Raw genomic sequence first — 13,218 nt, 5'->3', positions numbered from 1 at the left:
AAGTAACCCTGGTTTTTTAAATCCAGGGTAATTCTGCTTATTTTTTCTAGTTTTGCGAAAAAAGTTTAGTATGCTTCTTTTTATATTTCTTCTAAACTTTCTGAATCGAGAATTTGAATCGTTTGTTTATCTCTTTTAATCAGTTGATCCTTTTCCAAAGATTTCAATTTACGCGACAATGTTTCTGGTGTCGTACCTAGAAAACCAGCTAGTTCTTTCATTTTCATAGGAATTTTTATTTGGGAACTTTCCGTAGCTTTTGCTAAATTTAACAAATAAGTTGACAATCGTTCTTCAATTCTCTCCATAGTTAGAAATTGCGTCTGTTCCTCAACTTTAGCGTTTTTTTCAGCATTAATTGTTAAAAGTTTTATACTTAATTGCGGATAGTCTTTTAAAAGTTTTTGAAAATCACTTTGTTTTAGTACACAGATCTCGATATTTTGTAAAGCTTCGCCAAACAAGTTGTTATTTTTTACACCAAACAACACATCTTCACCTTCATAGCCGCCAGGTTCCACCACGCGTAGTAATTGTTCTTTTCCATTTGGCGAAAGTTGATAAACTTTTAAAAGACCTTTTGCCAGAATGACCAATTGAGGGTCATCATAAGGAGAAAATACTGTTTCTCCTTTTTTATAAACGGTATGTCTAACTAATTGGTGAATTCTTTTTTGATCTTGCAAGTCCAAATGGTTAAATAAGGGAACTAACGTGACACATAAATGCTCTTTATGCTCCATAATCATCCTCTTTTTATTCTTCTTCGTCTTCTTCTAAACCTTCAGAAACTTCGTGTCCTAAATAACTTTGTATACTATAAATTTGATGTTTTATCCAAGCGTATAACTGTTTTAAAAATTTCGCAAGACCAAACTTACTTTCATCTTCTGACAACCTTACTCCTCGAGTAATAAACATTAATTGAGTACTAAAATCTTTAACAACCTCCATCAACAGATCGTTTCCTGTTTCGTACTTTAAACGTCCATTTTCTTCTAACATACTATATTGGGTAAATTCTTCTGTAGTTGTAGGAATAACCTCGTCTTCATCTAGCATCAAATAATTCAATTCATCAAATAAATGGCTTTCTTTAACAATCAATTCAGGAAACACTTCTTGAACAAAGCTTCGCTCTACTCCCTTTATATAACAAACAACTTGTCTTAATTTATTCTGGTGGATATACAAATTGGCCAGAACATGTCCAATCATTGCTCCAGCTGTCGGCGTATGATGGTCTTTTTCACTTTGAATTAATTCTTATTGGTATTTTTCTTCTGGGGTCATTAAGATAACTCCTTTGTCTTGGTATTTTCTACGGTATAGCCTAACTTTTTAATCGTTTGTTGGATGATTACCGCATCTGTCACACTCGAATCAAGTTCAACTTTTACTTTACTTGCATTAAATAATACTTTCACTTTAGCTACGCCATCTTCCTTTTTGATTGCTTGTTCGATTTTTTGCATACATGAAGGGCAAGTAAGCGTCCCTAATTGAATGATTACTTTTTCCATAATAAAATTCCTCCTCTTTTATTTTCATAGCTATCTTAAATTATTTTATAAAAGAAAAAATTGATACTTATCAAGTTTTGTGTTTTTTCTTATAACTTAGTAATAAACGCATGCCATTAAAGATGACAATTAAGATACTTAATTCATGGATAAACATACCACTAGCCATATAGATATAGCCAAAAACCAAACCTAATAACAACAGCAATATGGTTGTTAGTGCAATTAAGATATTTTCCTGCATATTCCGCAATGTTTTTTTCGTTAAACGATAAGCTTCTGCTAATTTTTCAAAATTTGATTTCATTAAAACAACATCTGACGTTTCAATAGCGACTTCTGTACCGCCTCCCATAGCAATTCCAATATCACTTAAAGTAAGAGATGGGCTATCGTTAACACCATCACCGACAAAAGCTGTTTGATGACCTTCATTTTGTAATTTGCGGATATAATCGGCTTTATTTTCTGGCATTAAATTTCCATAAACCTTAGTTATTCCAAGTTCTTCTGCAGTACTTTCTGCTGTTTCTTGATTGTCACCGGTTAGCATGATTAGCTCTTTTATACCCATTTCTTTTAGATAGGATAATGTCTCTTTTACTCCTGGACGAATCTGATCTTTAATACCAATCAATAAAGACAATTGCCCATCAATTGCCACCATCACTAAAGAATGTCCGCTAATTTGTAATTGATGAGTATCATCTTTTATTTTTTTCGTAAGTTTAATATTATTTGCGTTCATCAAGGATTTATTACCAACAAGTACCTTTTTATCATCCAATATTGCTTTAATTCCTTGACCTTTAACTACGTTTGTTTGAGTAACTGGCAGATAACTGGACATCTTTGCATAGTCTAAAATCGCTTGTCCCAATGGATGATCAGATTCTCTTTCAACACTAGCGACTACTTTTAAACTGTCGCTTAAATCCTCTGTGTAACTTTTGATATCAGCAACACTTGGCTTACCTAATGTCAAAGTGCCCGTTTTGTCAAATACAAAAGTGTCAACTTTACTAAAACTGTCAATAACCTCGCCACCTTTAATCAATATGCCATCTTTAGCACCACTTCCAATACCGGCAACATTTGAAACTGGGACACCAATAACCAAAGCTCCAGGACACCCTAGAACTAAAATAGTAATGGCTAAGCGAACATCTTGTGTCAAAATACCGACAATTAAAGATAAAATAAGGACGAGTGGTGTATAATACTTGGCAAACTTATCGATAAAACGCTCAGCACTAGACTTACTATCTTGTGCTTCTTCCACTAACTCAATAATTTTACCAAAAGTAGTATCTTCCCCAACTTTTTTAGTTTTTATTTTTAGCGTGCCATTATCTAAAAAAGTTCCCGCAAAGACGTCGTCACCTTTTCCCTTTTTTCTTTGTTTCGATTCACCAGTTACACTGGCTTCATCTAAGTAACCTTCTCCTTCATCAATCACTCCATCTACCGGTACTTGACCACCCGTTTTTACTAATAAACGATCATCTTTAGCAATAGCCTCAATTTCAACCGTTTCGCTTGTTCCATCATCTAATATTTTTAGAGCACTTTTAGGAGCCATTTTGGTCAAAGACTGAATAGCTGTACGTGTTTTTTCTAAGGTTTTTCGTTCTAAAAAACTACCAAATAAAAACAAAAAGGTAACAATCGCTGACTCATTATATTCTCCTATCAAAAAAGCACCAAAAACTGCGATAGTTACTAACAAATCAATACTGAGTACTCGTACTTTTAACGCTTGATATGCTTGTAAAAAAATTGGTAACACCCCAATGATCGAAGCAATAATTAGAAAACTTTGATAAAAAAGCCTCTCCATAAAGACAAACTGCGCGATCCCAGCAAAAATGATGAATATTCCAGTAATAAACGTTAACTGATTTTTATGTTGCATAATATACTGTTGTATTTTCATTTGTCTCCTCCTTTTCACAATTATAGTGTAGTGAAAAAACCAGAGAAAAAAATTGATTATCATCAAGAAATACAGTTTTCTGTTAACAAAGTAATAATGATAATAAAATGACAAAACAGCATTTTTGAAGCTTATTGACAAAGCTATAAACATTGATATAATAAACTTTGTTGTAAAGCGGATGTGTTGGAATTGGTAGACAAGCATGATTCAGGTTCATGTGAGCATAACGCTCGTGTGGGTTCGACTCCCACTATCCGCATGTAAAGCAAATAAGATGATATAACAAAAAAGAAGGAAAAGATGACTTGTATCAACATCTTTTCCTTCTTTTTATTAACACCTCATAACTGCTCTAAATCAATCTGCTTATAATCTACATAAGCGCGATAAAACAAATCCATAATTTGAAATAAGGGCATCATACTGAAAATCTCATCGCTGGATTGACCTATTTCCGTCGACTGATAGTATAAATTATAAGTTGCTTTGGAGGCTAAACGATTCCTGCTCATATTAGTGATCGATAATATAGGAATATTTTTTAATTTCATTCGATTTAAAATACTTTCTTGTGGTTTATTTTCTCCGCTTAATGATAAAATAATCATTAAATCTTTTTCAGTAATAGAACCGTTTAAAACAAGACTCAACTCTTTTTGTGATTGTAAATGTATAGGAAAACGTTGCAATGGAATAACGCTACGCATAAAGTTTTGTAAAACATCTCTTTGTCCCCAACCAGTGCCATAGCAATAAATTGATTTCGCTTGATCGAAAGTTTGCAAAGCGGGGGTAATATTTTGCTGATTAAAAAGTTTGGCTGTTTGTAAAAGGTCCTCTTGTTGCATAGCGACAAAGGAACTTTCTTCTTTACGATATGTATTTTGTTGCTTTAATGTATACTTGAATTCACTATAGCCTGAAAAGCCTAATTTTTGTGTAAAACGTAAAATTGAAGATTTTGAAGTCATTGTAGCTTCTGCTAGTTGAGTGATTGACAAACGTTTACATTCTTCTTCATGGTTTATAATATATTGAGAAATATATTGGTCGTTTTCATTTAAATGATCATAATGTTCATTAATTAAAGCTTCTATACTCAAAATAATTCATCCTCCATCTTTTTGTGTTTTAATTGTAACACAAGGTGGATATGCTGCTAAAAATTATTATTATCTTGTTTTTTTATCTTATTAAAGAAGGTCCCCAGACACTGTTTAAGCATCTGAGAACCATTTTTTCCATTATTTTAGTTCTGGCCAATATTCTTTGTTGGCTTCAATCAAATCATCCAAAATTTGTTTTGCTACACGTGCATTTGGCACAATACGTGATAATGTAAGAGCTTGCCATAGTTTTTGATAAGATTTAGTAATCCAGGCATCAACCACTAATTTTTCTACGGCCACTTGTTGTTCCATCAAACCTTTTTGGAAACGGGAGATTGATCCTTGAGTCATTGGTTCAGCGCCTTGTGATCCTACAATACAAGGAACCTCTACCATTCCTTCTGAGTCAAAGTTCTCCACTGCGCCATGATTAGGTACAATCAAAAGCATACGTTCTTTCGTGTTATAAGCAATCGCCCGAGCCAAATCAACAATATAACTCGCATGGTCATCTGCAACTAATTTTGCATCTTCTGCTGTTTTGATATTAGAAATTCGGTTACATTCACTAAATACGTGTTTTTCTCGATTATCCATCACTTCATTGGCACGAGTATAGTTGATATCGCTGTGTTCTGCTTCATCTTGCGGATAGAAGTAATACTTCAAATAGGTATTAGGTAAGGTATCTGGATCCAACCATTGTACTTCTTTCGCTTTACCAAAAGTGTATTCCCAACTTGGCTCTTCATCTGTACCCGCTTCTAATTCTTTCGGCGTAATATATCCGTGTTCTTTCACCCAATCAATAAGTTGTGGCATAAGGTCATTGCCCTTTTTATCGCGAATATCGGTCCACCAACCAAAGTGGTTCAAGCCATAATAACGTACTTCCATATCTTTACGGGAGGCTAGACCCAATACTTCAGCCATACGAATTTCAATTCCTACTGGCATATCACAAATATTGATAATCTTGCTATTAGGACGTAATCTTCTTGTTGCTTCAGCCACAATCGCTGCAGGATTGGAATAATTTAGCATCCATGCGTTCGGAGAATATTTTTCCATATAATCTAAAATTTCTAAGACGCCAGGAATAGAACGCATGCCATAAGCAATCCCACCAGGACCACAAGTTTCTTGTCCGATAACACCATATTTCATTGGAATCTTTTCATCTTTTTCCCGCATGGCGTATTTTCCGACACGGATATGTGCCATGACAAAATCAACATCTGTAAAAGCTTCTTCTGGGTCAGTCGTTGCTTTAAACTCAATTTCTGGTGCCCGTTCTTTTATAATCACTTCTGTGGCATCCGCAATTTGTTTTTGCCTTTCTTTATCATTATCATAAAATTTCAAAGAACGGATGGGAAACTTATCCAAGTTTTCTAATAACATCATCACAATTCCTGGTGTAAATGTACTGCCGCCGCCTGCTACTACAATTGATTGTTTTTTCAAAGTCATAAAACTATTCGTCTCCTTCATAATTTTTATTTTCGTCTTCTACAATTTCCTCAAAAAACTCTCTTACTTTTGGCACATCCAAACCAACAATGACTTGGAAAGCTTTTCCGTTTCTTACGACTCCGTGTGCACCGCCTCCTTTAAAGAAATCATCTTCTAGTACTTGTCCTTCATCTGCGACAGAAACCCGCAGTCTTGTCGCACAATTGGTCACATCGGTGATGTTTTGTGCACCCCCTAGACCTTCTATGAACTGTGCGGCCTTCTGTGCATTTGGATTATCACTTTCTCTCACGCTAGACATGGCTACACCGCCTGCCGCTTGTTTTTCTTTAAAATCTTTTTTGCTATACATTTTGACTTCGCCGCTATCTTCACGTCCAGGGGTTTTGATATTGAATCGAACAATTGCCCAGCGGAAAAGGAAATAATAAATCACCGAAAAGGCTAATCCAACACCTAAAAATATAAATATAGCATCTTTATGGTTGGCCCACATTGGTAAAATAAATTGCGAAAAGTTTGCAATAAAGCCGCCACCAATAGAAGCGGATACACCTAATGTATACATAATCATACTCATTGATGCAGCCAACAATGCATGAACAGCAAATAGCTGTGGCGCTAAAAACAAGAAAGTAAATTCAAATGGTTCTGTAATTCCTGATAAAATTGCAGTAAGTGCTGTTGGAATGACTAAAGCCATTGTCTTTTGCCGATTTTCTGGTTTAGAAGTCGCTATAAAGGCGCCGCCAATACCAATCGGCGCGAATACTTTGGAAACATTTTGAAGACCGAATCCTCCCCCCGGAAAAAGTTCTCTTAAAGATTCCGTGGAGTTGGCAAATTCAGATAAGTGTTCGAACCAATAGCTTATTGTTCCACCTTGAACGACTGCTGGACCTAAATCGAATGGTTGGTAAATAAAATGGTGTAACCCAGTTGGTATCAAAATTCGTTCTAAGAACACATAGATACCTACACCGATTGTTCCACTTGAAGCCATAAAACCTTGCAGTTGAGCAATCCCATCTTGAATAGGTGGCCAAACCCAAGCAGCTAAGAAAGCTAATGGCAAAGCTGCGATAAAACCTAAGATCACAACAAACGAAGAACCAGAAAAAACACCTAGCCATTCAGGTAGCGCTGTATCATAAAATCGATTATGTAAATAAATCGCTACCCCTGCTATTAAAATCGCTCCGATAATACTAGTATCAAGAGTTGTCACACCACCAATGGATTTAATTCCTATCGCTTCTGGATCACTTAAATCAACACCAAAATTCCAAGTCTCTAAAATAGCGTTCATAAAAGTATTCCATGTCATATAAATAACAAATGATTCCAATACTGCACGTCCGCTAGCTTTTTTAGCCAAGCTGATCGGAAGGCCAATAACAAAGAGTAACTCCATATTATTAAAAACAGTCCAACCGCCTTCTTCAATGACGCCCCAAATGTTACTCCAAAAGGTTCCTTCTGTAGCAATGGAACCAACAATATCTGGATTTTGAAAAACAGTGGATAAAGCTAAGATAATCCCATTAAATGCAAGCAATAATACAGGAACAATCATTGCTCCGCCAAAGCGTTGAATCTTTTGCATCATACTCCATTCACTTCCTCATAAATTTAATTTGCAATCGTTTTACTGATTTAAGTCTAGCAAATTCAAATCAAAATGATAGGGGTTTCAAAGTAAATGGGACTGTACTTCTAATTTCCATATTTTTCCTATATCGCGGGAAAATTCCCAGCTTCAAATACACTGAAATCTAAAACAGTGTGACTATGTATAATTAATAACAATAAAAAAAAGCAAGTAAATGACCTATTGCTAGGCTACATTCACTTGCTTTTTTCAGCAATACTTAAGCTACTTATTTTAAATATTGGCTAAATAGTTGTTTATACATTTCAATATAATCAAAATACATTGGTTTAGATAGACTTTCATTATCTTTATGCATCGTATCATTACCTGGACCAAACATCGTATAATCAAATCCGTTGGGTTGATTGATCAAGAATTTCGAACCGTCTGTTCCGCCAGAAACACCCATCGTTAAAATTTCATCGGCGGAAAATTTCATTCCCGTTAACTCCGCTGATTTTTTAGCTTGTTTGATTTCTTCTTCTGACATTCCTTGATTTTGCAGATACGGTGTTCCAATTTTTTGAATTAAACGAATCAAAGAAGAGTCTTTATTTCCAGTAATAGCTATCGTATTCATCGTTACTGTGTAATCAATTTGCGCATCGGTATCTTGATTATAATCAGCAATTGTTTCTTTAAAGATTGATTCTAGTTGATCATTAGTAAATTCAGGGATCGTTCGCATATTAATTTGAGCCTGAGCTGAAGCTGGGATTGCATTAATTTGATTTCCGCCATGAATGACATCAATATTAAATACCGTATCTCCTAGTACTTCATTTTCAATACCATCGGTTGCTTGTTTAACTTTATTTTCAATTGTATTTAATACATGTAGTAGATGTTCAACCGCATTTACGCCAGCTTTTGGCATGGAGCTGTGTGCTGCTTGTCCTTTAGAATCGATGGTGATATTTAATTCACCTTTATTTGCGTAAACACAACGATAGCCACTTGGTTCGGCAATTAATAAAGCATCAACATCTTTCATGTAGCCTTGCTCTGTCAGTTTTTCTGCACCTGGTTGACCCACTTCTTCGCCACCAGTTGCTAGTAACTTAATTGTTCCATTCAGTTGAGTACCTGCTTCTTTTAATTCTATCATAGCAATAACTAAAGCCGCTAAACCAGCTTTCATGTCCGTCACACCACGGCCGTAAAACATATCGTCCTTTTCGACCAATTCAAATGGATCAGTATCCCAATTCTCTTTATCAGCTTCAACCACATCCATATGGCCAGAAACAGCTAATACAGGATGACCATGACCAAGTGTTGCAACTAAGTTTGCTCGGTTATTGCCAAAAGGTAAAATTTCATTAGCAATCCCCGCGTCATCTAACTCTCTTTTTAAAATTTCAGCTACGTCTTTTTCGTCCCCATTGACTGACTTTACTTGAATCAGCTCAGAAAGTAAATCGATCTTTTTCTTCTTATCCATTAATAATCGCCTCTTTATAAATTGTAAACAATTAAATTATAACGCTTTTTATCAATAATTAACAAAAAATAAGTCCCCATTAAATAGATGAATAAATAAAACAGTAAGAATGACAAAAGTTTATCGTCGCATTCTTACTGTTTTATTTATTTAACTATTCATCTCAGCTTGACGTTTCAATACACGTTCACTAACTTTTAAAAATGGTAAATAAATCATTACACCTATCGCAATTAATAAAATTTGTAAAATAGGTGCACGCCAATCACCGGCAGTTGCTAGATAACCACTGATGACAGGCGGTGTGACCCAAGGAATAAAGACCACAGTCTTACTAACCAAACCTATTGCGGTCACAGCGTAAGCAACTAAGGCTTGTACAATAGGAACAATAACAAATGGAATAATCATCGGAATATTAAAAACTATAGGTAAACCAAAAATCATCGGCTCATTAATTTCAAATAAGCCTGGTGCTAAACTTAGCTTAGCGACCTCCCGATATGGCTTCATCCGTGAAGATATAAGAATTGCAATTAACAGGCAAAAGGTCGCACCGGTTCCTCCCATCTGTGCAAAAGACGTTTGGAAGCTAATCGTTAAAATATTGGGAGGTTCTGTTCCTTGAGAATAAGCAATCATATTTTCATTAATATTTTGCGTTAGAAAAGGCTCAGTAAAAGGACCATTAATCACAGATTGATGAATCCCAAAAGTAAACAATAGATTTCCAAAACTATATAAGAATAGCCAACCAATCAAACTTGTTCCCACGCTCCGTAATGGCTGTTGAATTAGCGTCACAATTAAAGTGATTAGATCCATATTAACTGTAATCTGTAAAAGTAAAGAAAGTGCCACAAATAGGGAAACAGTAATAATAGCGGGCAACATCGTACTAAAAGATTTTGAGACAGCTGGAGGAACTTGTTCACCTAAGTTAATTTGTAAAGCTTTACTTTTATTTAAGGATAGTAATAGTTCTGTTGCTAAAAGTCCTATAATAATGCCCACAAACATTGCTTCTGTACCCAAATTGGCATAAGTTAAAGCCCCAGTCGTTTCGATGGTATCTTCATTAAATGGCACCTCTACTGCTAAAGGCATAATAGTAATATAAGTTGCCAGTGAAACCACAGCCGCTGAAATCGGGTTAGCAAATCCTTTATTTGATGACAAAAAATAAGCAATGGTTGGACACAACAATAATCCAGCGATATTGAGTGTCCCATTATTAATACTATTGCCGAAATCCTGAGCTACCGCTAAAGTTTCTCCAGAAAAAATAAAAGGAAACAAAACATTATTAATTAACACAGCCAAACCTGCCAAAATAAACATAGGAATGATTGTGGCAAAGGCATCGCGTAAGGATCGCAAATGAACTTGATTCCCAATTTTCGAAGCCATTTCTACAAATTTATCCATAAATTTACTATTCATTTTTTATCTCCTCATTTCAAAAGATAGTCACCATTCGTTTGAATGACCTTTTTAAACCAATCGTAACTTTTCTTTGGCACACGTTTTAAATCTTTTAAATCGTGATTTTCTCGATTAACATAGACCACACCATAACGTTTGCGCATATCACCCTGTGAGCTTAAAATGTCAATTAAACCCCAGCCAAGATAGCCTAGCACCTCGACCCCGTCTTCATTAACTGCTCTTAATAAAGCGAGTAGGTGTTCTTTGTGATAATCAATACGGTAGTCATCTTCGATTGGATCCTTGCCATTCCACTCTTCTATCACACCAATACCATTTTCAATTGGAAAGACAGGTAAATTGTAGCGCTGGTATATTTTATTTAAAATATCACGAAAACCATTAGGATCGATCTGCCAATTCCATTCTGTGGTATCAATATAAGGATTATCCTTTTTACCAAATTGTATATATTCATTAGGAGCTGCACTTTGGGGAACCAGCTTATGATCAATTGTTGTACTAGAATAATAGCTAAAGGTTAAATAGTCACTTCTTAGCTTACTAATTTCAGCCAATTCATTTTCAGTAATAGCTAAATCAAATTGGCGATTTTTAATAAACTGCAAATAAGAGTCTGAACGTTTGCCATAAGTGTACATTTCCAAATAATGATGATTCATAAATTCATCAAGTTCACGTGCTAAACGGACATCTTCAGGATGACTAGTCGCAGGATAAACTTCTTGATACGCAAGCATCCCGCTGATCTGAGCATCTGTTATTTCGTGAATATAGTTAGCAATACTAGCATGACAAACCATAGTATTATGTTGAATTTGATATAATTTCTCCAAGGTTTTTTCGCCTGTCAAATAGCCCGAAACGATAAAGCTTTCCTCCGGCATGCTAAAAATATTTTGTTCATTAAACGTTAACCAGTGCTTCACTTTATGACCAAATCGATCGACCATCTCTTTGCCATAACGAACAAAAGCATCGACTACTTCCTTGCAAATAAAACCATTATAAGTCTCAGCCAGATGTAAAGGCATGTCAAAATGATACAGACAAATCATCGGTTCGATACCACGGCTGATTAGCTCATCAATAAATTGATCGTAAAAAGCGATCCCTTCTTCATTCCATTCTCCATTGCCCGTTGGGTCTACCCGGCTCCAAGAAATTTGAAAGCGATACATATTCATGCCTAAATCTTGCATATAATCAAAATCCTCTAGATAACGATGATAAGAATCAGTTGCTACTTTCCAATCAGAAGCATTCTCGCTAGCTTCTCTAGTATCGTAGACAGACTTCCCCTTTCCTCCTTCATTCCAAGCACCTTCTGTCTGCATACTGGATACAGAATTTCCCCAATAAAAATTTTCACGTAATTTCATTTGAATTCTCCCTTTCATCAGTTGTTAATTTAATCATAGCACGATAAATAGCGCTTTCATTTTCGGATTTGTTATTGCACTTTCATATATTAGTTCTAACTTTCAATTTGTGAAAATTAAAGATACAATTCAGACAAGGGGGTGTGCATATTATGAGTGGAGGATTAATTCTTTCTTTACAAGATATTTTAAATCATTATCAAACTAAAGATACAGAATATCTTATTGCCCAATATCTTTTGAAAAACCTTTATCAGAAGACCATTACTATTACTGATATTGCTAAATCCTGTCATCTTTCTGAAGCAAGTGTTACACGTTTTGCTAAAAAATTAGGTTATACAGGATTTACTGAGTTTAAAAAAGATTATTTTTTAATTCAACTTGAAGAAAACGAACTAGAACTTGACCTTTTAGCTAGAAATGAAAAACAAAGCACGAGTCAGTTATTATTAAATGAGTTACAAACAGTAGGACAAGAATTTCACGCTTTTATTGATAACTTTGACTCAAAACAAGTCGAAAAAGTAAGTAATAAAATACATGAATGCCGGCGAGTTTATCTATTCTCCACCTTGATACCCGGAAATATCACTATGGTTTTACAAACCATTCTTTTAAACTGTGGTAAAGAAGCCATATACCCGGTAGACAATAGGAAACAACATGAAATCATTCCGCAATTAGAAAAAAATGACCTAGCAATTGTTGTCTCTTTGGAGGGATCGCTAGTCATGCAAAAAGATTTAACATTATCGATCATTAATTCAAAGGCCTCAAATATTTTAATTACTCAAAATTCACATATGAAACTATCTTCTTTGTTCGATACAGTTGTGACCCTTGGTGATCATGACTTAGAACGGACAGGTAAATATAAATTGCTAGCTTTTGTAGAATTATTAGGGAATTATTATATACTAAAAAATAAATAAACATTTCAATTTATTTATTTCAAAAGGCCAAAATGTTTTTCAGTATGTGAAACATTTCGGGCCTTATAAAATAATCGTATTTACTCATCTTTCCAGTAAAAACTTATTATCGCAGATAAAAAAGAAAAATTAACAAAGAAGTTTTCCACAATTCTCCTTTTAGATGTTTTGTTAGTTTAACTATTTCTATCAAACTAAGATAAGTACATCATTATTTTTCAGAAAATTAAACCTATTCAGATTATTATGTTGACAATCGCCTAGTTTCCGGTATGATAGGCTTAAATATACTTTTTAGTAGGCTTTC

At 34.8% G+C, this 13,218-nt stretch carries 11 protein-coding genes and 1 tRNA gene; 2 read left to right on the top strand and 10 right to left on the bottom strand.

What is annotated here, in order from left to right:
- Window positions 1-80 precede the first annotated feature (80 nt).
- The 4 genes from C7K42_RS01405 to C7K42_RS01390 all read right to left on the bottom strand — a co-directional run bounded on the left by C7K42_RS01405 (window position 81) and on the right by C7K42_RS01390 (window position 3,459).
- Complete coding sequence (locus C7K42_RS01405; protein WP_094243609.1) at window positions 81-743, bottom strand: Crp/Fnr family transcriptional regulator; 663 nt, start codon at window positions 741-743, stop codon at window positions 81-83.
- A gap of 13 nt (window positions 744-756) precedes the next feature.
- Entirely contained in the window at window positions 757-1,218 is a 462-nt protein-coding gene (locus C7K42_RS01400) for a ferritin-like domain-containing protein (protein WP_180991178.1), read from the bottom strand.
- A 74-nt stretch (window positions 1,219-1,292) separates the two neighbouring features.
- Window positions 1,293-1,523, bottom strand: a complete 231-nt coding sequence (locus C7K42_RS01395; RefSeq protein ID WP_014124629.1) for a heavy-metal-associated domain-containing protein — start codon at window positions 1,521-1,523, stop codon at window positions 1,293-1,295.
- 70 nt (window positions 1,524-1,593) lie between these two features.
- Window positions 1,594-3,459 (bottom strand): heavy metal translocating P-type ATPase, encoded by a 1,866-nt coding sequence (locus C7K42_RS01390; RefSeq protein WP_094243610.1) that lies wholly within the window; start codon window positions 3,457-3,459, stop codon window positions 1,594-1,596.
- Window positions 3,460-3,636: 177 nt separating this feature from the next.
- Here C7K42_RS01390 and C7K42_RS01385 point away from each other — a divergent pair.
- Window positions 3,637-3,721 (top strand) — tRNA-Leu (locus C7K42_RS01385).
- An 82-nt stretch (window positions 3,722-3,803) separates the two neighbouring features.
- Here C7K42_RS01385 and C7K42_RS01380 read toward each other — a convergent pair.
- The 6 genes from C7K42_RS01380 to C7K42_RS01355 form a co-directional block, all read right to left on the bottom strand.
- Window positions 3,804-4,565, bottom strand: a complete 762-nt coding sequence (locus C7K42_RS01380; protein ID WP_103083771.1) for a MurR/RpiR family transcriptional regulator — start codon at window positions 4,563-4,565, stop codon at window positions 3,804-3,806.
- Between the two features lie 141 nt (window positions 4,566-4,706).
- Window positions 4,707-6,044, bottom strand: a complete 1,338-nt coding sequence (locus tag C7K42_RS01375; protein ID WP_103083772.1) for a 6-phospho-alpha-glucosidase — start codon at window positions 6,042-6,044, stop codon at window positions 4,707-4,709.
- A 4-nt stretch (window positions 6,045-6,048) separates the two neighbouring features.
- On the bottom strand, window positions 6,049-7,656 hold the full coding sequence (locus tag C7K42_RS01370) for an alpha-glucoside-specific PTS transporter subunit IIBC (protein WP_103099751.1): 1,608 nt from the start codon (window positions 7,654-7,656) through the stop codon (window positions 6,049-6,051).
- 271 nt (window positions 7,657-7,927) lie between these two features.
- Window positions 7,928-9,145 (bottom strand): ArgE/DapE family deacylase, encoded by a 1,218-nt coding sequence (locus tag C7K42_RS01365; RefSeq protein WP_103083773.1) that lies wholly within the window; start codon window positions 9,143-9,145, stop codon window positions 7,928-7,930.
- Window positions 9,146-9,295: 150 nt separating this feature from the next.
- Complete coding sequence (locus C7K42_RS01360) at window positions 9,296-10,588, bottom strand: PTS sugar transporter subunit IIC (protein WP_103099750.1); 1,293 nt, start codon at window positions 10,586-10,588, stop codon at window positions 9,296-9,298.
- Between the two features lie 11 nt (window positions 10,589-10,599).
- A complete protein-coding gene (locus tag C7K42_RS01355) occupies window positions 10,600-11,976 on the bottom strand; it encodes a glycoside hydrolase family 1 protein (RefSeq protein ID WP_041591805.1) in 1,377 nt (458 codons plus the stop codon).
- 152 nt (window positions 11,977-12,128) lie between these two features.
- On the opposite strand from C7K42_RS01355, the gene C7K42_RS01350 reads away from it, so the two are divergent.
- Window positions 12,129-12,911 (top strand): MurR/RpiR family transcriptional regulator, encoded by a 783-nt coding sequence (locus tag C7K42_RS01350; RefSeq protein ID WP_103083775.1) that lies wholly within the window; start codon window positions 12,129-12,131, stop codon window positions 12,909-12,911.
- Window positions 12,912-13,218 lie beyond the last annotated feature (307 nt).

It is taken from the genome of Tetragenococcus halophilus subsp. halophilus DSM 20339, assembly GCF_003841405.1.
Lineage (GTDB): Bacteria > Bacillota > Bacilli > Lactobacillales > Enterococcaceae > Tetragenococcus > Tetragenococcus halophilus.
The sequence above is the reverse complement of the archived record's forward strand: the minus strand, read 5'-3'. Positions and strand labels throughout refer to the sequence as shown.

Excerpts from the sequence above, each read along its gene's own strand:
- C7K42_RS01405 (WP_094243609.1), bottom strand. The coding sequence starts at position 743 with ATGGAGCATAAAGAGCATTTATGTGTCACGTTAGTTCCCTTATTTAAC.
- C7K42_RS01400 (WP_180991178.1), bottom strand. The coding sequence starts at position 1,218 with ATGATTGGACATGTTCTGGCCAATTTGTATATCCACCAGAATAAATTA.
- C7K42_RS01395 (WP_014124629.1), bottom strand. The coding sequence starts at position 1,523 with ATGGAAAAAGTAATCATTCAATTAGGGACGCTTACTTGCCCTTCATGT.
- C7K42_RS01390 (WP_094243610.1), bottom strand. The coding sequence starts at position 3,459 with ATGAAAATACAACAGTATATTATGCAACATAAAAATCAGTTAACGTTT.
- C7K42_RS01375 (WP_103083772.1), bottom strand. The coding sequence starts at position 6,044 with ATGACTTTGAAAAAACAATCAATTGTAGTAGCAGGCGGCGGCAGTACA.
- C7K42_RS01370 (WP_103099751.1), bottom strand. The coding sequence starts at position 7,656 with ATGATGCAAAAGATTCAACGCTTTGGCGGAGCAATGATTGTTCCTGTA.
- C7K42_RS01365 (WP_103083773.1), bottom strand. The coding sequence starts at position 9,145 with ATGGATAAGAAGAAAAAGATCGATTTACTTTCTGAGCTGATTCAAGTA.
- C7K42_RS01360 (WP_103099750.1), bottom strand. The coding sequence starts at position 10,588 with ATGAATAGTAAATTTATGGATAAATTTGTAGAAATGGCTTCGAAAATT.
- C7K42_RS01355 (WP_041591805.1), bottom strand. The coding sequence starts at position 11,976 with ATGAAATTACGTGAAAATTTTTATTGGGGAAATTCTGTATCCAGTATG.
- C7K42_RS01350 (WP_103083775.1), top strand. The coding sequence starts at position 12,129 with ATGAGTGGAGGATTAATTCTTTCTTTACAAGATATTTTAAATCATTAT.